The 22836-nt window shown below is 51.0% G+C and carries 24 protein-coding genes; 19 read left to right on the top strand and 5 right to left on the bottom strand.

Translation table 11 applies throughout. The annotated features are described in order from the left end of the window. The first annotated feature begins 41 nt into the window (after positions 1-41). Genes DBZ16_RS03085 through DBZ16_RS03045 form a run of 9 tightly spaced genes read left to right on the top strand, consistent with a single transcriptional unit; the run spans position 42 to position 8437 of the window. A complete protein-coding gene (locus DBZ16_RS03085; RefSeq protein WP_070870245.1) occupies positions 42-419 on the top strand; it encodes a GPW/gp25 family protein in 378 nt (125 codons plus the stop codon). Further along, positions 410-1543, top strand: a complete 1134-nt coding sequence (locus tag DBZ16_RS03080) for a baseplate assembly protein (protein ID WP_070870244.1) — start codon at positions 410-412, stop codon at positions 1541-1543. The genes DBZ16_RS03085 and DBZ16_RS03080 overlap by 10 nt, the downstream gene beginning before the upstream one ends. A gap of 5 nt (positions 1544-1548) precedes the next feature. Continuing rightward, the gene (locus tag DBZ16_RS03075) at positions 1549-2127 is read left to right on the top strand and encodes a phage tail protein (protein ID WP_107812885.1); all 579 of its coding nucleotides are present in this window, start codon (positions 1549-1551) and stop codon (positions 2125-2127) included. Then, complete coding sequence (locus DBZ16_RS03070; protein ID WP_107812884.1) at positions 2128-3090, top strand: phage tail protein; 963 nt, start codon at positions 2128-2130, stop codon at positions 3088-3090. Positions 3091-3122: 32 nt separating this feature from the next. Then, the gene (locus DBZ16_RS03065; protein WP_107812883.1) at positions 3123-3869 is read left to right on the top strand and encodes a hypothetical protein; all 747 of its coding nucleotides are present in this window, start codon (positions 3123-3125) and stop codon (positions 3867-3869) included. Continuing rightward, on the top strand, positions 3866-4114 hold the full coding sequence (locus tag DBZ16_RS03060; protein WP_107812882.1) for a DNA helicase UvrD: 249 nt from the start codon (positions 3866-3868) through the stop codon (positions 4112-4114). The genes DBZ16_RS03065 and DBZ16_RS03060 overlap by 4 nt, the downstream gene beginning before the upstream one ends. Further along, positions 4111-4449: a hypothetical protein gene (locus DBZ16_RS03055; RefSeq protein ID WP_107812881.1), complete on the top strand. Its 339-nt coding sequence runs from the start codon at positions 4111-4113 to the stop codon at positions 4447-4449. The genes DBZ16_RS03060 and DBZ16_RS03055 overlap by 4 nt, the downstream gene beginning before the upstream one ends. Positions 4450-4451: 2 nt before the next feature. Further along, positions 4452-5093, top strand: coding sequence for a hypothetical protein (locus DBZ16_RS03050; RefSeq protein WP_107812880.1), 642 nt, complete (start codon positions 4452-4454; stop codon positions 5091-5093). 2 nt (positions 5094-5095) lie between these two features. Then, on the top strand, positions 5096-8437 hold the full coding sequence (locus DBZ16_RS03045) for a hypothetical protein (RefSeq protein WP_107812879.1): 3342 nt from the start codon (positions 5096-5098) through the stop codon (positions 8435-8437). Positions 8438-8441: 4 nt separating this feature from the next. On the opposite strand, the gene DBZ16_RS14735 is transcribed toward DBZ16_RS03045, so the two are convergent. Further along, the gene (locus DBZ16_RS14735; protein ID WP_159070290.1) at positions 8442-8603 is read right to left on the bottom strand and encodes a hypothetical protein; all 162 of its coding nucleotides are present in this window, start codon (positions 8601-8603) and stop codon (positions 8442-8444) included. A gap of 28 nt (positions 8604-8631) precedes the next feature. Here DBZ16_RS14735 and DBZ16_RS03040 point away from each other — a divergent pair, with 28 nt between their 5' ends. Both DBZ16_RS03040 and DBZ16_RS03035 read left to right on the top strand, forming a co-directional pair. Then, positions 8632-8748 (top strand): zinc finger domain-containing protein, encoded by a 117-nt coding sequence (locus DBZ16_RS03040; RefSeq protein ID WP_080980608.1) that lies wholly within the window; start codon positions 8632-8634, stop codon positions 8746-8748. Between the two features lie 79 nt (positions 8749-8827). Further along, positions 8828-9607 (top strand): DNA adenine methylase, encoded by a 780-nt coding sequence (locus DBZ16_RS03035; RefSeq protein ID WP_107812878.1) that lies wholly within the window; start codon positions 8828-8830, stop codon positions 9605-9607. A 373-nt stretch (positions 9608-9980) separates the two neighbouring features. Here the strand turns inward: DBZ16_RS03035 and typA are convergent, their stop codons facing one another. Further along, positions 9981-11792, bottom strand: coding sequence for a translational GTPase TypA (gene typA / locus DBZ16_RS03030; protein WP_107812877.1), 1812 nt, complete (start codon positions 11790-11792; stop codon positions 9981-9983). Positions 11793-12269: 477 nt separating this feature from the next. Between typA and bfr (DBZ16_RS03025) the strand changes: the two genes are divergently transcribed. From bfr (DBZ16_RS03025) to DBZ16_RS02990, 7 genes are all read left to right on the top strand, one after another. Next, positions 12270-12734: a bacterioferritin gene (gene bfr, locus DBZ16_RS03025; RefSeq protein ID WP_003755417.1), complete on the top strand. Its 465-nt coding sequence runs from the start codon at positions 12270-12272 to the stop codon at positions 12732-12734. A gap of 22 nt (positions 12735-12756) precedes the next feature. Continuing rightward, positions 12757-13230 (top strand): bacterioferritin, encoded by a 474-nt coding sequence (gene bfr, locus DBZ16_RS03020; protein WP_003742426.1) that lies wholly within the window; start codon positions 12757-12759, stop codon positions 13228-13230. A 482-nt stretch (positions 13231-13712) separates the two neighbouring features. Continuing rightward, positions 13713-14219 (top strand): hypothetical protein, encoded by a 507-nt coding sequence (locus tag DBZ16_RS03015; RefSeq protein WP_107812876.1) that lies wholly within the window; start codon positions 13713-13715, stop codon positions 14217-14219. Positions 14220-14345: 126 nt separating this feature from the next. Continuing rightward, positions 14346-14900, top strand: a complete 555-nt coding sequence (locus tag DBZ16_RS03010; protein ID WP_070498033.1) for a hypothetical protein — start codon at positions 14346-14348, stop codon at positions 14898-14900. 365 nt (positions 14901-15265) lie between these two features. Further along, a complete protein-coding gene (gene trxB / locus DBZ16_RS03000; RefSeq protein ID WP_045073357.1) occupies positions 15266-16216 on the top strand; it encodes a thioredoxin-disulfide reductase in 951 nt (316 codons plus the stop codon). A 103-nt stretch (positions 16217-16319) separates the two neighbouring features. Continuing rightward, complete coding sequence (gene corA, locus DBZ16_RS02995; protein ID WP_107812875.1) at positions 16320-17390, top strand: magnesium/cobalt transporter CorA; 1071 nt, start codon at positions 16320-16322, stop codon at positions 17388-17390. A gap of 132 nt (positions 17391-17522) precedes the next feature. Then, positions 17523-18005, top strand: a complete 483-nt coding sequence (locus tag DBZ16_RS02990; protein WP_070493953.1) for an acyl-CoA thioesterase — start codon at positions 17523-17525, stop codon at positions 18003-18005. Between the two features lie 244 nt (positions 18006-18249). On the opposite strand, the gene bamC is transcribed toward DBZ16_RS02990, so the two are convergent. After that, positions 18250-19377 (bottom strand): outer membrane protein assembly factor BamC, encoded by a 1128-nt coding sequence (gene bamC, locus DBZ16_RS02980; RefSeq protein WP_107812874.1) that lies wholly within the window; start codon positions 19375-19377, stop codon positions 18250-18252. An 80-nt stretch (positions 19378-19457) separates the two neighbouring features. Then, positions 19458-20339 carry a 4-hydroxy-tetrahydrodipicolinate synthase gene (gene dapA / locus DBZ16_RS02975; protein WP_107812873.1) on the bottom strand — a complete coding sequence of 294 codons (882 nt, stop codon included), beginning with the start codon at positions 20337-20339 and terminating at the stop codon, positions 19458-19460. A gap of 378 nt (positions 20340-20717) precedes the next feature. Between dapA and DBZ16_RS02970 the strand changes: the two genes are divergently transcribed. Then, positions 20718-22109, top strand: coding sequence for a nucleobase:cation symporter-2 family protein (locus DBZ16_RS02970; RefSeq protein ID WP_107812872.1), 1392 nt, complete (start codon positions 20718-20720; stop codon positions 22107-22109). A gap of 105 nt (positions 22110-22214) precedes the next feature. On the opposite strand, the gene DBZ16_RS02965 is transcribed toward DBZ16_RS02970, so the two are convergent. Beyond that, positions 22215-22781: a peptidylprolyl isomerase gene (locus tag DBZ16_RS02965; RefSeq protein WP_107812871.1), complete on the bottom strand. Its 567-nt coding sequence runs from the start codon at positions 22779-22781 to the stop codon at positions 22215-22217. Between the last annotated feature and the right edge of the window lie 55 nt (positions 22782-22836).

The following is a 22836-nucleotide window of genomic DNA, read 5'->3' as shown; positions in this document are numbered from 1 at the left end:
TCTACAATCCCTGTATCTATAAGCGATACAGGGATTTTTTGATGTTTTACGCCGCGCCCATCTCAAAACACTGGCAGCTCGCACCTGAAGGTTCGGGCGTGGTTCAGGGTGCGGACGACATCGACCAATGTATCCGCAATATCCTGTCCACCCGCAAAGGCGCGGACGTTACCCGTCCTGATTTCGGCTCCGACCATTACAAATGGCTGGACACCCCCGAAGATGTGTTTGTCCCCAATATCGTGCGTTCGACCATGTTGGCAATACAGACGTGGGAGAAGCGGGTGGTGGTCGAAGACATTATTTTCGGCGGCGCTGCGCCGCATCTGACGATGACGGTTTACTGGCGCGTCTCAGATGAGGTTGCGGGCGAGATTTATACGACAGACATTATCTTGGAGCAGGCAGTATGGATTTGAGCAAACTTAAGCGGGAAGAGGTTAAGGTGGTTCCAGACGATCTCGCTGAAGTGCTGGCACAAACCATTGCCGACTATGAGAACCGCAGTGGTAAAACTCTGCAACCCGCCCACATCGAGCGGCTGCTCATCAATACCTACGCTTATCGCGAGACTTTGGCGAGAAAAGCATTCAATGAAGCTTATCGCCAACAGCACCCGCGTTTTGCAACGGGGTTGATGCTGGATTTGTGCGGCGATGACGTCAACACCCCGCGGCTTGAGGCCTCTGCCGCCCGATGCACCATCCGTTTTACGTTGGTTGCCGCCAAAGCGGAGCCTGTTTTGATTGTACAAGGCACTCAAGTGGCCGCCGGGGCGACCGTGTTTCGGACGGTTGTATCCGGCACGCTCTCGCCGTCGAGCCGTACTTTGGATTTGGAGGCTATCTGCCTCCAAACCGGCGTGTCCGGTAATGGTTTTGCCGCAGGGCAGGTTAATACGCTTATCAATCCGATTGACGGCGTTACAGCCGTCAACACTACTGTGCCGACGGGCGGCGCGGCGGAAGAATCTGATGAGGCATACCGCCAACGCATCCTGCTTGCCCCCGAAAGCTTTAGCGTTGCAGGCCCTGTCGGGGCTTATGAGTATTTTGCCCGCCGTGTCAGCCCTGCTATTTGCGACGTACATGTGGGCAATTTAACGGGGTCGGACGGCCTCCCGATAGGGGGGCAAGTAAGGGTAACGCTATTAACCAAAAACGGGTTGCCGTCTTCGGAGTTGGTGAGCGAGGTGCAAAGGTTTTTGTCCGGAGAACGCGTCCGTCCGCTTTGCGACACGGTAACCGTAACTGCTCCGACAGCAATCGACTATACGCTGGACGCAGAGCTGGTTTTGTATACCGGGGTTAATGCTGCCGAGGTTTTGGCGGCAGCAAAACAAGCATGGGCGGAGTATGAAGTAACGCGAAGCGAAAAATTGGGCATGGATATTGTGCCTTTAGACATCCAAACAGTTTTAAAAGTCGCTGGCGTTTATAACGTAGTCCTTAAAAAACCGACCCTAACCGTCGTCAAGCCCGACCAATGGGCAAGATGTACGTCCGTCAATATCCGGGCATCGTCCGAAACGGCAGAGGGGTAGCAACAATGGCAACACTGAGTTATGCCTCCGTTATCGAGCGCGACCAACGTTATCGGATGTTGGCCGATTTGGGCTTGAGGATGAGCGACATTGACGCGGTCAAGCTGATGCCGCGTTTGACTGAGCTGGTCGCGCCCGAACATTTGGAACTGTTGGCGGAGAGTCGAAGCATATTGGGCGAGGACGGCTATTGGCTTGCCGAGAGCGATGAAACCCGCCGCAAACTCATCAAGGGTGCCTACCAGCTCCACAGGTACAAAGGCACACCCTGGGCAATACGCGAGATTGTGCGCCGTCTCGGGTTCGGCGAGGTCGAGATCGTCGAGGGCTTAAGCAATAAGCTGCACAACGGCGAAATCCACCGTGACGGTAGTTATACACACGGTCGTACAGACCGTTGGGCGCATTACCGCATCATTATGACCAATACCATTACCAACGATCAGGCAGCCTTGCTTAGGCGCACATTGCGGGCGTTTGCACCTGCCCGATGTGTTTTGGCGGCATTGGATTACCAACACGTCTCCTTGAGGCACAACGGACAAGCATTAAGGGACGGCACGTTTAATCGAGGGACAGCATAGATGGCAAATTTAAGCGAGATAAGCCGCTGGGAGGCGGGCATTTACCAATGGGAGACCTCCGACCCTGTGCAGGGCGGCCCTAACGGTATCGACAACCGCCCGACACGGGAGCTGGCAAACCGTACACGCTGGCTTTATGACGAGCTGGGCAGGGTAAAAGCCCGCATGGACGACCCCAATTTTTACAAAAGCATCACCGTATCCGACAGCAAGGCATTGTTTGATGCCGGTAATTATCTTCACATCGGCGCTGATGCCGCTGGCGGCTACATCCGCAATAAAAAGACAAACAAGGGCATACAGCTTAAGAATGATGGCACGCTCCAGTACGACGGGTCAGACATTATTACCGCCCTCAAAGTAAGCCACAACCCTGATGACTACACGGTTGCAACCGTCCCGTCATCGTTTGCGCTCAATAAGGCGTTTGACAACTCAATCAAGCGCGGAGGCGCAATCGGGCTGGGCGGCACGGCGCATCAGATTGCTATTGGCTGGGATACGCCCGGACTGGTCGCCAAAGTAGACACCCAAACCTTTAACGTCGGCGTCCCGACAGGTGCAATCGCCTATTTTGCCCATACCACCGTCCCCTTTGGCTGGCTAAAAGCAAACGGCGCGGCAGTGTCGCGCACCGTCTATGCCAACTTATTCGCCCTCATCGGCACCACTTATGGCGCAGGCGACGGACGAACTACCTTTAATCTCCCGGATTTGCGCGGTGAATTTATCAGGAGTTGGGATGACGGGCGAACTGTCGACAACGGACGTGTCATAGGCTCATGGCAGGCAGATGAATTCCGAAGTCACAGCCACGGCATCGGTGTCAAAAGCATGTCCGACACCGACAGGGGTAGCAATACGTCAACCGTATCGATTGACACTGTCGGCCAAACCGACCCGGCTGGCGGCATTGAAACCCGCCCTAGAAATATCGCCCTGCTGGCATGCATCAAGGCATAAGCTGCCTTAAACCGTTTAGAAAGGTAAAAAAAATGACCCAAAACATCCAATGGACAAAACCCGTCTGTCAACTTGATGACGAAAATCTTTATATCGGACAGGTGGCTGCCGATCTCGACATTATGGCGCGCGACGGCAGCTATATCATCCCGGGCGGCTGCATCAATACCACCCCGCCTGAAATCCCTGCCAATAATGTCGCCCGCTGGACGGGCGATAAGTGGGAGTTCGTCGAAGACCATCGCGGCAAGGTTGCGTATAAGAAAGACGACGGCGAGGAGATGCTCGTACTCAAAGTCGGCGCGCTGCCGGACACCCTAACCCTGCTGCCGCCACCGTCGCCATACTGCGACTGGGATGGCGATAAATGGGTTGAGAACCCAGCCAAAAAAGCGGAGGCGGAGCAACGCTATCTCAATCTTGTCAAGACGATGGCTCTTAACGACATCGCCAATGCGGCTCAAGACATCGTTGCCGAAAAGTCAGGTATGGACAAGCTGCCCGCCTTTGAGGTGGGTACTTGGCCGCTGCAGGCGGCTGAGGCTCACGCATGGCAGGCGGATAACAATGTCAAAACGCCGCTACTCGACCAAATTGCCGCGTCGCGCGGCATCGACCCGGTCGAACTCAAGGCTGCCGCCCTGCGCAAAACCCTTGCATATGAGGCATTGTGTGCAACCGTTGCAGGGCAACGGCAGGCGATGGAAAAGCAAATAGAAATGGCCGAAACCGTCGAAGCGGTCCGTGCGGTAAGTCCTAGATTTAAGGTCGTGATATGAAAGCATATTTTAAAAATATCGCCATCGCCGCCGATCAGCTTGCCAACGCCATGATTGCGGGCAGTCCGGACGAAACCGTCAGCAGCCGTGTCTATCGAGGTGCAGTGTTGGCGGCACAGCCGACCCGCGTTGCCCGAATGGCGTATCGCGTAATAAATACACTGTTTTTTTGGCAGGACGACCATTGCCGTGCGGCCTACCTGCGCGAAAAGCAACGCGCGCATTTGCCGGATGGGTTGAAATGACTGCCCGCGTTGATTTTGCAGTGAAGCGCGGCACAACTATGCCGATAACCTTCGTTATTGTGGATCGGAAAGGTTATGTACATCCATCTCTTAAACATTTGGATTCGGCGACATTGGTCATTACACCAACCAGCGGGGATGCAGTCAAAGTTCCATTGACCGTCAAGCCCAATACAATCAATTCAGACGGCGGCGTCGGCACGGTTTTAACAGCCGAGCAGACGGCGGCTTGGACATGGCGTTGGGCGCGATATGAAGTTCAGGTTGAAGTTAAGGGCATCCGCTCTGTGGTTTATGAGGGGAATTTAACCCTTGAGAATAATTTAGGAGCTTAAGAATGGCCGAAATCAAAGGCGGTATTACCGTCACCGGCGACAGTGTCGATACGATGCCCGTCATCTTGGATGGTAGGCAAAGCCTTTATGAAGAGGCAATTGAGAAAGGCACCATCTCAAGGGATACCTCTTATGAGGAATTCTTGGAGCGTTTGGCAGTCAAGCCTTCGGAGCTTAGTCAGGCAGTTAAAGATGCAGTAGAAAAGCAGTTAGACAAAGCAGTCAAGGTTGCTGTTGATGCTAACTTGGAAACTGCGGTCAATACCGCCGTGGATACGGCGGTAGATAAGGCTGTCGCTGCAGCAGTCTCTGCTGCTATTGCCAAAATTGAAGCAAATCGAGCAAGTAACCCAGCACCGACGCAACCGGCAACAGGTGACACTGGTGCCAACACGGCGGCAACGCCCAATCCTGCCCCAACACAACCGGCAACTGGCGGCACGGGTAACAACGCAGCAGCAACGCCCACTCCTGCCCCAACACAACCGGCAACAGGCGGCACGGGTAACAACGCAGCAGCAACGCCCACTCCTGCTCCAACACAACCGGCAACGGGCGGCACGGGTAACAACGCGGCAGCAACGGACAATAGCGGGGTTAGTGATGAGGCACTGGCAGATATTTTGAAGGATTTGGGTAGTTAAAAATGGCTAAAGAATTGAATAATTTGGAAAAGGCGTTATCGGCGATTGCCAAAAATACGAAGATTGCAAAGGATAATGCGGCTGAGGCGAAAGAAATGGCTGCTCCCGCCAAAATCACCACTGCCGTAAACAGCGCGCTATCCGAAGTTGAGACTGCTGCCAAAGTGGCGGCGTTGCAAGCCAAGCACGAGACAGGTATGAAGCTGGCGGTCGAGCGCGGCGTGTACTACCTCGAAGACGCGCTGACTGAAGAATTGCGCGAAAAAGTCTTGTCTGGCTTCTTCAAAACCAATAAACAGACCCCTACCGAAGCTGCTGTAATCAGCCGTGCCGTTACCGAATACATCGACCGTATCCCCAATGGTTCATATATTACCGCTCGTCAGGGTTCGGTTTTCAGCGTCGATAAAAACGTGGGTTATAAGCCTGACGTTTTTGGTGCGGACGGTCGAAAAGTCACGGTCGGCGGTATGACCCTGACTATTGACGGCGCGCAGCCATGTATCTATATCCGCAATAAGTCTAATTGTTACTTCGACTTCCGTGGCGTCATGTTTATTGCCGAGTCTTTCGGCGTCAACGTGTTTGAGATGGACGGCGGCGAAGGTAACGTTATCATGCATGGCGGTGTTATCCGTACCCGTCGTTGGATGGAAAAAGGCTATGTCGGCGGTCGTCAGGGGTTGTTTGCGCCGATTGATGGATGGACGCCCGAAAATCCGCATATTGGCTATGGATATGCGGATAAGGGTTTGTATGACTTAGGATTTAATACCACTCGCCTTTTACATGACCTCGCCCGTTACCGTAATAATGCTGCTCAAGTACAGGATGTTAAAAAACCTGACGATTTGACATGGGCGCAAATCAAGGAATACGAAAGTAAACAGTCAAGAAAAGTTGATTTGGGTGTCGGTGGTTATTGGAACGCTGACGGTACGAAAAATGAGTTCCCACAGGAAGACGGCACTGTGTCTGAGAAGTGGGGTAAATGGAGCGGAGGTCAGCGCGGGTCTTCGGCAAATGGCTGGTTGATTTATGATGTTTACCACTTGGTCGTCTGGGATTTTGATGTTCGCGGGATGACCGGTAGTGCAATACAGTTTGGTCTTTATTCTACCCGAGATTGTCGTGACGTTAGCGGCGGTGATATTGATACCGCCATCCGCGAGAAAATGGTTTGCTACGACTGCAAGGTTTACGGCGGCTTCATGTCTGACAACTATATCGGCGGCATTGGCGTTGTCCGTGGTGTCGGCATTACTGTCGAGGGTATGAACTGTCTGCAAGGCCGTGTCGGACATCCGGATGCTTCGGTCGAGCATTCCCGCGACAACAGTCAAGTTACCGTTGACCCGGGCTATTGGTTGTGGACAAGCCGATACCTACCGCAAATTGGTATTCGCTTCATCAACAACCACTTCGGTTTCGCTGCGCGTAAAGTTGCTGATGCACATACTGGTAACAATATCCAAATTATCGGTAACAGCGGCTCATGCCTCTACTACGGTACGGGTGTCGTCATCGAGGAAACCTTCGCGCAAGACACCACTAAGGGCGGCCGCGCAGACAATAGCAGCTTTAAATATCAGGAATCCAACATTGTCATCAAAGATAATGAATTTATCAGCGGCATGAATGGGATTTTCCTGATTAATGGTGCGACGGGGGTAAAAGCCCGAAAAGATAAGGATTTGTGGTGGCTGCGTGCCAATATCACTGTCCAAAACAACCGTATTTACGCTCCGCGCGGCGTGCCGTGTAATTTCGGTCACAACAGATTCACGATTTCAGACAATTCATGCACCTTTGCCCTGCCGTTTGGTGAGGCGTTCGGCCTCCGCTATTTGAGCAATATTGCTATTAAAAATGGCGGCAGCGGATACAGTGCGGATACCAAGATTGTGATTACAGGCGGCGGCGAAGGAGCGCGCGGGGCGGCGGCAATTTGTACGGTCGCAAATGGTGTGATTACCGAAGTTAAAATAAAAGCGAGTGGCACGAAATATTCCGATGCGAAAAGCCTGAGAATTGAGGCCGTCGATCCATCTGGAAGCGGTAGCGGTGCGGTATTTGAAGGTTTCGTCAATGATTCGACCTATGCCTATTTGATAGGTGCAGAAAACAGATACGGCACAATCGATGGCAGCTATTTTACAAACAATACCGCCAGAAATAGCCCTGATGGTAACTATGCCCGCCAGTTTTTGACGGGTAATCTGACGGGTTGTACCGTTCGAGACAACCGTTTGGATATTACGCCTTATACCAAAGGGGATACCCCAGCGAAGCCTTATGTCTCAGATGTCGCCTATGTTCATCGTAGCGGTATAGCAAGCCAGGGATTCTATCAAACGGGTACGCATACCGATTGTTGTCACGACAACAATAAAACATGGGATCAACGAATAGGGGTATTTACCGACCATGTTTTCCGTAATACTACGACTGCTAAAGGCACTGCTGAGGCGAATGTCAAACTGACGAAAACTGAAGTTCAGGCGCTTATTGATGCCGCCGTTGCAGCGGCTGTTGCCAAGCTGAATGTTGGTAAGGGCGAAAGTAGTGGTACGGCGACAGATACTAAGCCTGCTAACCCTGCCGAATCTCCCAAAACAGAGGGAGATGGTCAGCCTGCAACTCAACCGCCTGCTGCGCCACCGAAAGAGGCAGAAGCGGCAACCGAACAGCCTGCTGCCAAATCTACAACTTCCGTCAAGTTCACATTTGATGGATTGGAAGCGACGGCGGCGGAGGCTGTTGGCAGCAATAATATTGCCAAGCTGAAAACCTTGAATAATTCAGAAAGGGCCGGTGAGCCATTAGACTGGGCTGGTGCGTTTGGTGAGGACGGTGGTCATAAAATCATGCGCTCCTTAGTCAAAGGCGATAACAAAGGGATTAGATTTATTGAGTCAGAGGGGCTGACTTCTGATGGCTCGGCTGATTCCGCGATTGTGTTCCCGTTCAAACAGCTTTCAGGCGGTGGGTCGGGTGCTGGGTTCTCAGCAGTCGTCCTGAACAACAGAAGTATCGTTAACAGTGGCTTGATAAGTACAAACGAAGAGACGGGATTTAAATTGCGTCCATTCGAAGGTACAACCATCGATGGGAAGCCAATTTCCGCTAATCAGTTGTACTCATACGATAAGTGGTATGTTGCGGTCATTCCTGTCAAAGCTGGTGCTGATAAAGCATTCGACAAGATTCGCTTCGGCATGAATCATGCCGGGAATTTAGGACGTAATGTCATTATCGGCGCAGGTGTTGAGTTTGTTCAGGGAGATATCAGCAAGGTTGCCGAAAAGGTCACTGCGCTGATGGCGGAATACAGTATCAGCTAAGTTTTTAAGAAAAAAGGTCGTCTGTAATTTCAGACGACCTTAGAGAGGAGATTGAAAAAATCAGTGGGACGGCGACGTAGCGGTGCGGGAACACCGCTACGCCAGCCAAGCAGAGCAAACCTGCATTGACTTCTAAGGCCGCCTTAGTCTCTAGAGACCGAGGCATTCTATCCGTGATATGGGAGTGAGTGCAAATGCAAATCTACCGCGAAATGCGCTGCAAATACTGCGGCAAACTGCTTGCCAAAGGCAGCGGATACGTGCAAATCAAATGCGCACGTTGTAAAAACATCAATTCATTCAGTAACTAAAAAATCAGCAGAGTGCCGTTGAGCATCACATTTTATCTGACTCCGAGCGTCCCGAATGCCGTAAATTAGGAGTATATATATGATGCAAAAAACACAACAAACTCTACCGATTATCCCTTGGATGGGCGGTAAACGCCGATTGGCAAAACACCTGTTGCCCATGTTCCCCGAGCATTCTTGTTATGTTGAGCTGTTTTCCGGCGGCGCGGCGTTGTTCTTTATGCGCCCAACGCCTGCTAAAGTAGAGGTACTTAACGACATCAACGGACAGCTCATCAATCTCTACCGTGTGGTACAGCACCACTTTGACGAGTTCGTCCGCCAGTTTGAGTGGACACTGACAAGCCGAGAGGTATTTGCTCGCCTGCAAAGCACACCGCCTGACTGTATGACCGATATTCAACGTGCCGCTCGGTTCTTCTACCTTCAACACAACGCCTTCGGCGGCAAGACCATCCATCAACATTTTGGTACGGCAACCACATCAAAAGCGTGGGATGCGTCGCAGATTAGAGCAAAACTGACAGCAGCCCAAGCCCGGCTGAGAGGTGTGTTCGTCGAAAACGAGACGTGGGATCGATGCTTCAAGCGGTATGACCGAGAGCATACCTTCTTCTACGCAGACCCGCCGTACTGGCAAACCGCAGGTTACGACCACACCTTCGATTGGTCGCAGTATGAGCTGCTGACTAAAGCGATGGCGGAGAGCAAAGGCAAATTTATGCTATCTATAAACGACCATCCTGATATAAGGGAGTTGTTCAAAGACTTCCGTATCACACAGCTTGAGCTTGCCTATACGGTTGGCAGAGACAAAACCGGTAAAACAAGCGGCGAGCTGGTCATATGTAATTGGTAAAATAAAAAGCGACGGTGACGTCGCTTTTTAAAAAGTGAAAAAGAGTTACAAATAGTGAAACAAAAAACAAAATAAATTTTCTCAAAAAATGGTTTATTTTTTCGCGGGCGGCTTCACTATTTTTCCTGCGAAATTTTTCCTGCTAATGAGGCTCGCTTGCTCAGAGGTTATAGTGGATTAAATTTAAATCAGGACAAGGCGACGAAGCCGCAGACAGTACAGATAGTACGGTAAGGCGAGGCAACGCCGTACTGGTTTAAAGTTAATCCACTATAAAACGGCAATTTTGTGCAAGAACGAATAGCAAGCAATAAAAAGGTCGTCTGAAAATTTTCAGACGACCTTTTTTCATCTCATCAACAGGCTAGTTGAATCAATCCAGCTTTTTAAAATGGCGGCGGCGTTCCAGTTCGCTCAGGTAACGCTTGCGCAGGCGGATGGATTGCGGCGTGATTTCAACGAGTTCGTCATCGTCGATAAACTCGACCGCACCTTCCAGCGTCAGCTTAATCGGCGTAGTCAGGCGCACGGCTTCATCGGTGCCGCTGGCACGGACGTTGGTAAGTTTTTTGCCTTTGAGCGGGTTAACGACCAAATCGTTTTCTCGGCTGTGGATGCCGATAATCATGCCTTCGTAAATTTTATCGTTGGGCGATACGAACATACGGCCGCGGTCTTCCAAGTTCCACAAGGCATAAGCGACGGCTTCGCCTTGTTCTTGGGAAACCAGTACGCCGTTGTGGCGGCCGGGCATATCGGGTTTCACGGGCGCATAGTCGTCGAATACGTGGCTCATCAGACCGACACCGCGCGTCAGGGTCATGAATTCGCCTTGGAAACCGATTAAGCCGCGCGCTGGAATATGGTATTCGAGGCGGGTGCGGCCGTTGCCGTCGCTTTCCATATTGGTCAGTTCACCGCGGCGGCGACCGAGTTCTTCCATGATTGCGCCTTGGTTTTCGTCAGGCACGTCCACGGTCAGGTTTTCATAAGGTTCGCATTTTTGACCGTCGATGTCGCGGTAAACGACGCGCGGTTTGCCGACTGCCAGTTCATAGCCTTCGCGGCGCATGTTTTCCAGCAAAATGGTTAAGTGCAGTTCACCGCGTCCGGATACGCGGAACACATCGGCATCGGCGGTATCTTCTACGCGCAGGGCGACGTTGGTCAGCAATTCTTTTTGCAGGCGGTCGCGGATTTGGCGGCTGGTCACGAACTTGCCTTCGGTACCCGCGAGCGGGCTGGTGTTTACCATAAAGTCCATGGTCAGCGTCGGTTCGTCCACGCTCAACATCGGCAAGCCTTTTGGATTGTCTTTGTCGGTAATGGTCACACCGATACCGATGTCTTCGATACCGGAAATAATCACGATGTCGCCGGCTTCGGCTTCTTCAAGCGGCACACGTTCCAAGCCTTTGAAACCTAAAAGCTGGTTGATGCGGCCTTGGGCGATTTGCTGATCGTGGTTCATCACGGCAACGACTTGACCGGGTTTGATGCGTCCGTTCAGGATACGACCAATGCCGAGGCGGCCGGTGTAGTTGTCGTAGTCGAGTTGGGAAATTTGCAGTTGCAGCGTTTCGTCCGCGCTACCGCTCGGTGCGGGTGTGTGTTTCAAAATGGTGTCGAACAGCGGACGCATATCGTTGCTCTCGTCGGTTTCTTCCAGTTTGGCGAAACCGGACAGACCGGAAGCGTAAACAATCGGGAAGTCCAACTGCTCGTCGGTTGCGCCCAAGTTGTCGAAGAGTTCGAAAGTTTGGTCGATGACCCAGCTCGGACGGGCGGACGGTTTGTCGATTTTATTGATGACGACGATCGGTTTTAGCCCCAAAGCCAAGGCTTTTTTGGTCACGAAACGGGTTTGCGGCATCGGACCTTCCTGCGCATCCACCAACAATACGACGCAGTCCACCATGCCCAAAACGCGCTCCACTTCGCCGCCGAAGTCGGCGTGTCCCGGAGTATCGACGATGTTGATGTGGTAGCCTTCGTAATCGATGGCGGTGTTTTTGGCGAGGATGGTAATACCGCGTTCTTTTTCAATGTCGTTGCTGTCCATCACGCGCTCGTCAACCTGCTGGTTGGCGCGGAATGTACCGGATTGGCGCAGCAGTTGGTCAACTAATGTGGTTTTGCCGTGGTCGACGTGGGCGATGATGGCGATGTTGCGAATTTGTTTCATGGTGATATGTATTTCAAATGATTTTTATCAAAAAGTAACTCGCAATTATATCACGGTTCATCTTATCGGACGGTGGGGGAGTAGATTAAATTTGAATCGGTACGGCGTTTGTTCCGGTTCAACCGTCATTCACTATGCGAACTGCGACAAAGTTTGACGATAAAAGCATTTGAGAATAATTAATAATAAAATTTGATTGGATTTTGTAATTTATTTGCTTTTATTTATGGTTAAAGAGTGTAAATGTTTTTGAATGTTGAAATGGATTCTTAATACCAATGGCAACAAATATCTATATAAAACAAGGTATTGAATTTTCGGACGACCTTTTAAGGCTTCTGTTTCTTTTGATAATTGTTTGTATTTTAAATAGAAAATTTGTCAAGCGTCAGGCTTTTTCATACAATTCAGCCATCAAGAAACAACACGCAATGTTTTTTACAGACACTTTACAATTTCAAAGAAAGAGAAAGAATTATGCAAGGCAATCAAGCTGTTATCGATTATATGAACGAACTGTTGTCCGGCGAGCTAGCTGCACGCGATCAATACTTCATCCACTCACGCCTGTACTCCGAATGGGGCTACAACAAACTGTTCGAGCGTCTGAACCATGAGATGGAAGAAGAAACCACTCACGCCGAAGACTTCATCCGCCGTATCCTGATGCTGGGCGGTACGCCTAAAATGACCCGTGCCGAACTGAACATCGGTACCGACGTGATTTCCTGCCTGAAAGCGGATTTGAACACCGAATACGAAGTACGCGATGCATTGAAAAAAGGCATCAAACTGTGCGAAGAAGCACAAGACTACGTTACCCGTGATTTGATGATTGCCCAGTTGAAAGACACTGAAGAAGATCACGCGCACTGGCTGGAACAACAACTGCGCCTGATCGAACTCGTCGGCGAAGGCAACTACTACCAAAGCCAACTGTAATTAAGCGTATAAGGAGCTGAAAATGAAAGGCGATCGCTTAGTTATCCGCGAATTGAACAAAAACTTGGGCTTGCTTTTGGTTACCATCAACCAATATTTCCTGCATGCCCGCATTTTGAAAAACTGGGGCTTTGAAGAATTGGGCGAACATTTCTTCAAACAATCCATCCGCGAAATGAAATCCGCAGACGATTTAATCGAGCGTATTTTGTTCTTGGAAGGCCTGCCTAATCTGCAAGAATTGGGCAAACTGCTTATCGGCGAATCAACCGAGGAAATCCTGACCTGCGATTTGACAAAAGAACAGGAAAAACACGATGCCCTCGTCGCTGCCATCGCCATCGCGGAACAACAGCAAGACTACGTCAGCCGTGATTTGTTGGAAAAACAAAAAGACATCAACGAAGAACACATCGACTGGCTCGAAACCCAGCAGGAGCTGATCGGCAAAGTCGGTTTGCCGAACTACCTGCAAACAGCGGCGCAAGAGGACTAAAACACAAACCACTGCCAAATATAGCAGTCCCTGCACCCATAAACGGCATATCTTTTCGGATATGCCGTTTTTCTTTTAAGTTTTTAAGTAAAAAGAACTGATTTTCCTGCCTTGTTAATGGCTGAATATGGAGTGTATATGGTTTTAAAACAAAATAAAATTAATTAATATTAATAAGTTATAAATATTTTTGTATTATTTTTCTTGCTGCTCTTGAAATATTTAGAATTTTTGTTTTAAACTGCATACATTATCTAATCCATTATTTTATGTATTCTGTCATGAAAACAGCGCATCGTTCATCTGCTTTCTTCTATTGGTACCACACAAACGTGCGGTACTTTTTTGCGCTTGTCTGAAACAGATTAGAGATAGGGATACGCAAATCAGAGCCGCCTCATTTGAGCGGCTTTTTTGTTACCTGTACATGGCCGCATCAATTGAAATGTGAAATAACCCGCAACTTCATCAGGATTACAGCCATGACCCCGTCCATAAACGCCCAAACAAAAATGCTTCCTTTACACCGCTGCCAAATGATTGTTGACGGCAACAGCCATCACCACACATCAAATCCCCAAACTTTGCCGGGCGGCGCAGATACGCTGATCAGCGAGGCATTGATTCCGCAAATCCGTATGGTTGCCACTTTGATTGCCGTGGAAAGACACAATTTTGAAGCAGGCAGCCCTGCTGTCTTTACGGAGGAAGCCGACTTTTTTGCCGCGCGTATCTTAGTATTGGGTGTACAACGTTTTCATTTGGATATCACGCTGTTGCCGATGTTGAAAACCGCCAACCAACGCGCCCAAGCTTTTGCCAAACGCCATCATCTTCCATTTACCCCCGCCCAAATGCATATGAGCCTGCATGCCCGTCGCCCTGATAACTTGCTGATTGTAGAAACCGAACATGAAATGGAAAATCATGGCAGCCTGATTGCCAACAGCCTTGCTTTCGCAGCCAAACTTCCCCGTCTGCCTTTGTAAAAAACATTTACGCGCTTGATAAAAATCAAATTTGCACCATATACCACGGCAAGGCGCAGTATATTGATGCGCAGTTTGCCGATAACGCTCGGCTTGGACAATACCACTTCAAAAAAGGATAAAAAAATGAAAAAACTCATTGCCTTAGCCGCACTTTCCTCACTTGCTCTTGCCGCCTGCAAAGACAATACCCAAGCCCAGCTTGAGCAGCAGCAAAAACAAATCGAAGCGCTTCAGCAGCAACTTGCCCAACAACAAGACAATACGATTTACCAACTCACGCCGGAAGGTGTGAAAGATACCATTCCTGCCGAAGCACAAGCCAACGGCAACAATGGTCAGCCTGTGACCGGAACAGACGGACAACAATATATTTACGACCAATCCACTGGCAGCTGGCTGCTGCAAAGCTTGGTCGGCACGGCGGCAGGCGCATTCATCGGTAACGCTCTGGCAAACAAATTCACACAAGCACGCAATCAAAACAGCCCGATTGCCCAACGCGCCCGCGCCAATTATTATCAAACGGCCCGTCCTAACAGCCGTACCAGCCAGCAACTTAATACCCGCAGTCTGCCTGCACAACAACAAGCGGCACAACAGCAACGTTACCGCCAAACCACCCAGCAGCCGTCCAACCATCGCCGTCCAATGAGTCGCGGTTTTGGTCGCCGCCGCTAAAGCCATCTGGTTTTTTAAAACGGGTTTCGGATTCGGCAAAGAATGATTATTAGGAAAAGACAACGTATTTGCCGATTAAGACAGATGAAGGTCGTCTGAAAATTCAGACGACCTTTGTTTATCCCTAGCCATATAGTGGATTAAATTTAAATCAGGACAAGGCGACGAAGCCGCAGACAGTACAGATAGTACGGAACCGATTCACTTGGTGCTTCAGCACCTTAGAGAATCGTTCTCTTTGAGCTACGGCGAGGCAACGCCGTACTGGTTTAAAGTTAATCCACTATACATTTTCAGACGACCTGAGTTTCAAGTAAAATCTACCTCGTCTGAAACACACTCAATCTCTCAGTAAGGAAAACATCATGAGCAACCATCACAAACTCATCATCCTTGGCTCAGGTCCTGCCGGCTACACTGCCGCCGTCTATGCCGCCCGCGCCAACCTCAAGCCCGTCATCATTACCGGTGTCGAACAGGGCGGACAACTGATGACCACCACCGAAGTCGACAACTGGCCCGCCGATGCCGAAGGCGTACAAGGCCCGGAGCTGATGGCTCGTTTCCAAGCCCACGCCGAACGCTTCGGCACCGAAATGATTTTCGACCAAATCCACACCGTTGATTTGCAAAACCGTCCCTTTACCCTCAAAGGTGACATGGGCGAATACACCTGCGACGCCTTGATCGTTGCCACCGGCGCATCCGCCAAATATCTGGGGCTGCCCAGCGAAGAAACCTTTGCGGGCAAAGGCGTATCCGCCTGCGCGACTTGCGACGGTTTCTTCTATAAACAACAAGACGTCGCCGTCGTCGGCGGCGGCAATACTGCCGTAGAGGAAGCCCTTTACCTCGCCAACATTGCCAACACCGTTACCCTGATCCACCGCCGCGACAGTTTCCGCGCCGAAAAAATCATGGTGGACAAACTCATGCAGCGCGTTGAAGAAGGCAAAATCATCCTCAAGCTCAACAGCAATCTGGATGAAGTCTTGGGCGACGAAGGCGGCGTTACCGGCGCCCGTCTGAAACACAACGACGGCACTACCGAAGACATCGCCGTCAAAGGCGTGTTCATCGCCATCGGTCATAAGCCCAACACCGACATTTTCAAAGGTCAGCTCGATATGGACGAAACCGGCTACCTGAAAACCAAAGGCGGTACGGGCGACAACGTCGGCGCGACCAATATCGAAGGCGTATGGGCAGCGGGCGACGTCAAAGACCACACCTACCGCCAAGCCATCACCAGCGCGGCTTCAGGCTGCCAAGCCGCACTTGATGCCGAACGCTGGCTCGACCGCCAAGGCTTGTAAAACATCCGAAACGGTTTTCTAAAGCATAAAGGTCGTCTGAACCTTTCAGACGACCTTTTTCACAATATAAAAACATATTATCCATCCTGCCTTATCCCATTTTATGAGCAAACAGCCCAACAGCGCAGACGCAGTCGAAATCCCGCAAGACCAAACCGTCCCGCGCAGCAATACCGACAACGCTCCACGTTCCGCCATCCACCAAACGCTTTATTCCGCCAATACGTTTGCCCAGCACGATTATCTCGCGGGTAAAAAACTGCCCGACATCGCCTGCCCGCAAGCGGGGCAGACCAACTGGCTGCATTTCGTCGGCATCAACGACGCCGCGTTGCTCAAACACACGCTGGAGCCTTACGGTATCCACGAGCTGGTCATCGAAGACATCCTCAGCCGCAAACAACGCCCCAAAATCGAAGACTACGACAATTATCTGTTTATCGCCGCACAGGTTTACCACTACACCGCCGCCGGCAAACTGAATTCCGACCAAGTGTATCTGATTATCGGCAAGGATTTCGTGTTGTCGTTCCAGCAAAAACCGCTGGGGCTGTTCAGCCAGTTGCGCCGCCAAATGAGCGAAAACCCGCGCGGCATCCTCGGTAAAAACACCGCCTTCCTCGCCTATTGCCTGCTCGACCGCATTGTGGACGACTATTTCATTGTCTTGGAAGAATACAACAACCGCGTCGAAGCCATAGACAAATCCCTGTTTAAAAACGAAAACAGCGATATTCTCGGCAAAATCCACCGACTCAAGCGCGACGCCGTCCGCCTGCGCCGCACGCTCTTGCCCTTGCGCGACGTGTTCTATCAGCTTGCCGTGCGCGGCGATTTTGCCATTTTCAAAGGTGAATCCACCGTTTATCTGCGCGACGTGTACGACCATATCATGCAGCTTATCGAATCGCTCGACGCCTCGCGCGACATGGTGTTGAGCATGATGGATATCTACCTTTCCTTCCAGTCCAACCGCATGAACCAGCAAATGCGCGTCCTGACCGTCATCACCATCATCTTCATGCCGCTGACCGTCATCACCGGCATCTACGGCATGAACTTCGACAATATGCCCGAGCTGCATTGGCATTACGGCTATTTTATGGTCTTGGGTTTGATGTTGTGCATCATTGTCGGACTGCTGATTTTCTTTTCACGCAGAAAATGGTTATAAACCCATAAAAAATTCCAATTGCCGTCTATTCATATATTAAATACACTCGTTATTAAGGTCGTCTGAAACCATTCAAACCACTCACAGACCGCCCGTTTTAACACAAACATTTATTTCAAAAAGAGGAACATCATGGAACAAGCCCGCCAACTCCCTTCACACGAACTCATCATGTCCGAGCTGATGATGCCGGACACCGCCAATTTCAGCGGCAACGTCCACGGCGGCGAACTTTTGCGCCTGCTCGACCAAGTCGCCTATTCCTGCGCCAGCCGTTACAGCGGTAATTATTGCGTTACCCTGTCTGTCGATAAAGTCTTGTTTAAAGAACCGATACACGTCGGCGACTTGGTGACTTTTTACTCCAGCGTCAACTACACGGGCAGAACCTCTATGGAAATCGGTATCCGTGTCGAAGCACAAAATATCCGCACCGGCGAAGTGCGCCATACCAATAGCTGCTACTTCACCATGGTCGCGGTTGAAGACGGCAAACCCGTTCCCGTTCCACCGCTGGAAATCACCACCGAGCGTCAACGCTGCCGTTACGAAAAAGCTAAAAAACGCAAAGCCTTGAGCCTTCAGACATCGGACGAAACTTCTTGCGGATGCTGAAAACAGACCGATATAGTGGATTAACTTTAAACCAGTACGGCGTTGCCTCGCCTTAGCTCAAAGAGAACGATTCTCTAAGGTGCTGAAGCACCAAGTGAATCGGTTCCGTACTATCTGTACTGTCTGCGGCTTCGTCGCCTTGTCCTGATTTAAAGTTAATCCACTATAAAACCGATTCAAAGAAAAAGGTCGTCTGAAAACCTGAAACATGGTTTTCAGACGACCTTTTGTCATGCCGGATTGCTTAACGCAGCTCTGTGTGCAGGCGGCTGAGGAGCGTAGAGGCATCGCTGCCTTTGTACGCGCTGCCGTCTTTATTCAAGAGGCTGATGCGTGAACCGCCGTTGACAGGTTCAACGAATACGATGATTTCGGGATAGGCGGCAGGTTTTTCGGCTTTTTTGCCTTTGCCCAACATACGGCCGAAGAAGCCCGGTTTTTTCGTGGAAACGGCTTCACTTTCGGTAGGTGCTTGTTGAACCAAGAAAGCGTGGCGTTCGATGCTTTGACCCAAAACGTTCAAGCCGATGCGGTCGAGGGCAAGCGCGGTGCGGCGCCAGTTGCGACCGTAGTCGCCGGAGACGAGCAGGGTGTTGCCGTCGATTCGTGCCAATTCGCTGCCGCTGCGTTTGGCAACGCTTTGGGTCAGCGCGTTTTCGGCTTGTTGCTGATCGACGCCCAAGTATTGCATGAAGCGTGCGAGGAAGGCAGCTTCAAGGTTGGGGTCGTTGGCGGCAGGCTGCCACATGGTCGTGTCTTTTTTCTTGTCGGCGTAAACTTCTTTCATGCCTTTGTGGGCGAAGAAGATATCGGTTGTGCCGTTTCTGCCTTGTTCGATGCGGATGATGAATTTATCGCGCTCGCTGGTGGAGTAAACACCGCCCATGCCGACTTTGTCCAAGAGGCGGCGCAGACCGTCTTGTGGGATTTTGGCGCGGTTTTCAGCCCATTCGGTTTCCATTTGACCGATGCCGGGTTCTTCGGATTTGATATCAAAACCGTTTTCTTGCCAGAATGCTTTCAACAGCGACCAGATTTCGGCAGGGGATTTGCCTTGGACTTCAACCCAGCGTTGGTTGCCGTCGCGCTCCAAACGGACGCCTTTGACGGATTTGAGGACTTCGGAATTCGCGGCTTGTTGGGTTGCCGATGTGCGGCGGCTCAGGTCGCTGGCGCGGACGGCACCGCTGCCGGCGGGTACTTGATAGAGGTTGCCTTGATCGGGATTGTTCAAATCAGGCGGTACTTCTAATTTGACGATTTTGCGGGTCTGGGTTTGGTAATCCAGCTTGGGCAGGTCTTTTTTGTTGCCCGAACAAGCGGTCATGCTGATCAGGGCGATTGCTACGACGACAGGTTTCATATAGGTCATATTGGTTTCCTGTGGGATGTGATGAGTTAACGGCAGGTCGTCTGAAAACTTGGAAACGGTTTTCAGACGACCTTTGCGGTTTATGCGGTGAGTTGTCCGGATTCTTGCAATGCGGCGCGGACTTTTGCCTGTCCGGCCTCGGTCAGTGGGACGAGCGGCAGGCGGACATAAGGTTCGCATTTGCCCAACGCGGATACGCCCCATTTGGGCGCGGCAGGGCTTGGTTCGCAGAACATAGTGTTATAAATCGGAATCAGGCGGTCATTTAATTGACGAGCGGTCGCAATATCGCCTGCAAGGGCGGCGCGGCACATATCGGCGAAGAGTTTGGGGGCGACATTGGCGGCAACAGTGACGACGCCGTGTCCGCCGCAGAGCATGAAGGGCAGGCCGGTTGGGTCGTCGCCGGAAAGGATGGTGAAACCTTCGGGCGCGTGTTTGATCAGTTCGAGATTATTGCCGATATTGCCGCTGGCTTCTTTGACGCCGACGATGTTCGGGATTTTGGCAAGGCGCAGGATGGTGTCGTTGGTCATGCTGACGACGGTGCGGCCGGGTACGTTGTAGATAATCATCGGAATCGAAGTGGCTTCGGCGATGGTTTTGAAATGTTGGTAAATGCCTTCTTGGGAGGGCTTGTTGTAATAGGGGACAACGGAGAGGGTGTAGTCTGCACCGGCTTTTTCGGCGGCGCGGGAGAGTGCGATGGCTTCAAGGGTGTTGTTGGCGCCGGTGCCGGCGATAACGGGAACGCGCTTGTTGACGTGTTTGACCGTTTCTTCGATTACGCTTAAATGTTCTTCGACGGAGAGGGTGGCGGATTCACCTGTCGTGCCAACGGCGACGATGCCGTCAGTACCGCTTTCGATGTGCCAATCGATTAAGTCGCGGAGTTGTTCGTAATGGATGCTGCCGTCTTGATTCATGGGTGTAATCAGGGCAACCAAGCTACCTTGTAACATACGGAAACCTTTTTATTCATTGTGTGAGGTCGATTATGCTTCGGATTGTAGCTTACTTTGTTGTTTGTGTGAAACATATCGGCCGGGCGGTTGGTTTGGAAGCTTAAGGGCTATCATATCTTAATAAATAATATTTTTTATAATCATAAAATTATTGGTTTTTAGCGGTGGAAGTGCTGTCAAGAATTAAAATGTGTTAAGCGTATGAAGGCTGCCTGAAAATGAGGAATTGTCTAGAGCGGAAATTTAAAGAAATTTGAATTGGGCGGCCGGAGATGTTTTTGCGCAGGAGGATTAGAATTGATAAGGAATCTTTGATTCGCTACAATTTCGTTCCTTAAAATTTTTTAACGCTTCACGGCGGACAGGAAGACTGCAATGGCTGAAACAATGAAAAAACAGGCGGATTCGCCTGATTTGGTGTACGGTTTGGAAGACAAACCGCCATTCGGAAATGCCTTATTAAGCGCGATCACGCATCTTCTGGCGATTTTTGTGCCGATGATTACGCCCGCGCTGATTGTGGGCGGCGCGCTGGAATTGCCGGTGGAGATGACGGCGTATCTCGTGTCGATGGCGATGGTCGCGTCGGGTGTTGGCACTTATTTGCAGGTCAACCGCTTCGGGCCGATCGGTTCGGGGATGTTGTCTATCCAGTCGGTGAATTTCTCGTTCGTTACCGTCATGATTGCGCTTGGCGCGGGGATGAAAGAGGGCGGCTTGACTAAGGATACGATGATTTCGACGCTATTGGGCGTATCGTTTGTCGGCGCGTTTTTGGTGTGTTTCTCGGCGTGGCTTCTGCCGTATTTGAAAAAAGTGATTACGCCGACGGTTAGCGGCGTGGTCGTGATGCTCATTGGTCTGAGTTTGGTACACGTCGGCATTACCGATTTCGGCGGCGGCTTCGGTGCGAAGGCGAACGGCACGTTCGGCTCGGTGGAAAACTTGGGGCTGGCGTCGCTGGTGTTGCTGATTGTGTTGATATTCAACTGCATGAAAAATCCGCTGTTGCGTATGAGCGGTATCGCGGTCGGATTGATTGTCGGCTATATCGTCGCGCTGTTTTTGGGCAAGGTGGATTTTTCCGCGCTGCAAAACTTGCCACTGGTTACGCTGCCCGTACCGTTTAAATACGGTTTTGCTTTTGACTGGCACGCATTTATTGTGGCGGGTGCGATTTTCCTGTTGAGCGTGTTTGAGGCGGTCGGCGATTTGACCGCGACGGCAATGGTGTCAGACCAGCCGATTGAAGGCGAGGAATACACCAAACGCCTGCGCGGCGGCGTGTTGGCGGACGGCTTGGTATCAGTGATCGCCACGGCTTTGGGTTCGCTGCCGTTGACCACTTTCGCGCAAAACAACGGCGTGATTCAGATGACCGGCGTGGCTTCGCGCCATGTGGGCAAATATATTGCCGTGATTTTGGTGTTGCTGGGTTTGTTCCCCGTGGTCGGACGTGCGTTTACGACGATTCCGAGTCCGGTTTTAGGCGGCGCGATGGTTTTGATGTTTGGCTTGATTGCGATTGCGGGCGTGCGGATTTTGGTCAGCCACGGTATCCGCAGACGCGAGGCGGTAATTGCGGCAACGTCGGTCGGTTTGGGTTTGGGTGTGGCGTTTGAGCCGGAAGTGTTTAAAAACCTGCCCGTCTTGTTCCAAAACTCTATTTCTGCCGGCGGCATCACGGCAGTTATCCTGAACCTGCTTTTGCCGGAGGATAAAACCGACAAAGTCGTCAAAATCGATACCGATGGGCTGGAGCATTAAGCTTCAAGCATAAATAAAAAGGTCGTCTGAAAATTTGATTTTCAGACGACCTTTTCTATCGGGCTTGAATTGAAACCGTATTCTGTCAAAGAGTCAGTTTGTGGTTTATTTGTCGATGGTGACGCGTTTGATGATGACCGGTTTGACGGGGACGTTTTGATGGAAGCCGCGTGTTGCAGTCGGGGTTTTGCTGATTTGCTGCACGACATCCATGCCCGAAGTCACTTTGCCGAAGACGGCATAGCCGTAGCCTTGCGGGGTTTTGTTTTTGAAGTCGAGGAATGCGTTGTCGGCAGTGTTAATGAAGAACTGGCTGGTGGCGGAATTAGGATCGCCGGTACGCGCCATGGCGATGGTGCCGACAGTGTTTTTCAAGCCGTTGTCCGCTTCGTTGTTGATGGCTTTGTCTGTGGCTTTTTGGGCAAGATCAGGGGTAAAGCCGCCGCCTTGAATCATGAAGCCGTCGATAACGCGGTGGAAGACGGTGTTGTCGTAAAAGCCTTTGCGGGCGTAGCTGACGAAGTTGGCGACGGTTTTCGGTGCTTTGGTTTCGTCGAGCGACAGGCTGATGTTGCCCATATTGGTTTCGATTACGGCGTGTGTCTCGGCTTGGGCGTTGAAGGCTGCGGCAAGCGCGAGGGCGGCGAAAGTGAGTTTAAGGGTTTTGTTCATTTGAATGTTTCTCGTAGTGTGAAAATTAAACGTTATTATCGCGGATTTTATGTGA

This window comes from Neisseria sicca (assembly GCF_003044565.1).
GTDB classification, from domain to species: Bacteria; Pseudomonadota; Gammaproteobacteria; order Burkholderiales; family Neisseriaceae; genus Neisseria; species Neisseria sicca_A.
Note: the sequence above shows the minus strand (reverse complement) of the source record. Positions and strands in the feature narration are given on the sequence as shown.

What these genes read in the sequence shown, in the direction of transcription:
- DBZ16_RS03085 (WP_070870245.1), top strand. Translation starts at nt 42, where the DNA reads ATGTTTTACGCCGCGCCCATCTCAAAACACTGGCAGCTCGCACCTGAA.
- DBZ16_RS03080 (WP_070870244.1), top strand. Translation starts at nt 410, where the DNA reads ATGGATTTGAGCAAACTTAAGCGGGAAGAGGTTAAGGTGGTTCCAGAC.
- DBZ16_RS03075 (WP_107812885.1), top strand. Translation starts at nt 1,549, where the DNA reads ATGGCAACACTGAGTTATGCCTCCGTTATCGAGCGCGACCAACGTTAT.
- DBZ16_RS03070 (WP_107812884.1), top strand. Translation starts at nt 2,128, where the DNA reads ATGGCAAATTTAAGCGAGATAAGCCGCTGGGAGGCGGGCATTTACCAA.
- DBZ16_RS03065 (WP_107812883.1), top strand. Translation starts at nt 3,123, where the DNA reads ATGACCCAAAACATCCAATGGACAAAACCCGTCTGTCAACTTGATGAC.
- DBZ16_RS03060 (WP_107812882.1), top strand. Translation starts at nt 3,866, where the DNA reads ATGAAAGCATATTTTAAAAATATCGCCATCGCCGCCGATCAGCTTGCC.
- DBZ16_RS03055 (WP_107812881.1), top strand. Translation starts at nt 4,111, where the DNA reads ATGACTGCCCGCGTTGATTTTGCAGTGAAGCGCGGCACAACTATGCCG.
- DBZ16_RS03050 (WP_107812880.1), top strand. Translation starts at nt 4,452, where the DNA reads ATGGCCGAAATCAAAGGCGGTATTACCGTCACCGGCGACAGTGTCGAT.
- DBZ16_RS03045 (WP_107812879.1), top strand. Translation starts at nt 5,096, where the DNA reads ATGGCTAAAGAATTGAATAATTTGGAAAAGGCGTTATCGGCGATTGCC.
- DBZ16_RS14735 (WP_159070290.1), bottom strand. Translation starts at nt 8,603, where the DNA reads ATGCCTCGGTCTCTAGAGACTAAGGCGGCCTTAGAAGTCAATGCAGGT.
- DBZ16_RS03040 (WP_080980608.1), top strand. Translation starts at nt 8,632, where the DNA reads ATGCAAATCTACCGCGAAATGCGCTGCAAATACTGCGGCAAACTGCTT.
- DBZ16_RS03035 (WP_107812878.1), top strand. Translation starts at nt 8,828, where the DNA reads ATGATGCAAAAAACACAACAAACTCTACCGATTATCCCTTGGATGGGC.
- typA (WP_107812877.1), bottom strand. Translation starts at nt 11,792, where the DNA reads ATGAAACAAATTCGCAACATCGCCATCATCGCCCACGTCGACCACGGC.
- bfr (WP_003755417.1), top strand. Translation starts at nt 12,270, where the DNA reads ATGCAAGGCAATCAAGCTGTTATCGATTATATGAACGAACTGTTGTCC.
- bfr (WP_003742426.1), top strand. Translation starts at nt 12,757, where the DNA reads ATGAAAGGCGATCGCTTAGTTATCCGCGAATTGAACAAAAACTTGGGC.
- DBZ16_RS03015 (WP_107812876.1), top strand. Translation starts at nt 13,713, where the DNA reads ATGACCCCGTCCATAAACGCCCAAACAAAAATGCTTCCTTTACACCGC.
- DBZ16_RS03010 (WP_070498033.1), top strand. Translation starts at nt 14,346, where the DNA reads ATGAAAAAACTCATTGCCTTAGCCGCACTTTCCTCACTTGCTCTTGCC.
- trxB (WP_045073357.1), top strand. Translation starts at nt 15,266, where the DNA reads ATGAGCAACCATCACAAACTCATCATCCTTGGCTCAGGTCCTGCCGGC.
- corA (WP_107812875.1), top strand. Translation starts at nt 16,320, where the DNA reads ATGAGCAAACAGCCCAACAGCGCAGACGCAGTCGAAATCCCGCAAGAC.
- DBZ16_RS02990 (WP_070493953.1), top strand. Translation starts at nt 17,523, where the DNA reads ATGGAACAAGCCCGCCAACTCCCTTCACACGAACTCATCATGTCCGAG.
- bamC (WP_107812874.1), bottom strand. Translation starts at nt 19,377, where the DNA reads ATGACCTATATGAAACCTGTCGTCGTAGCAATCGCCCTGATCAGCATG.
- dapA (WP_107812873.1), bottom strand. Translation starts at nt 20,339, where the DNA reads ATGTTACAAGGTAGCTTGGTTGCCCTGATTACACCCATGAATCAAGAC.
- DBZ16_RS02970 (WP_107812872.1), top strand. Translation starts at nt 20,718, where the DNA reads ATGGCTGAAACAATGAAAAAACAGGCGGATTCGCCTGATTTGGTGTAC.
- DBZ16_RS02965 (WP_107812871.1), bottom strand. Translation starts at nt 22,781, where the DNA reads ATGAACAAAACCCTTAAACTCACTTTCGCCGCCCTCGCGCTTGCCGCA.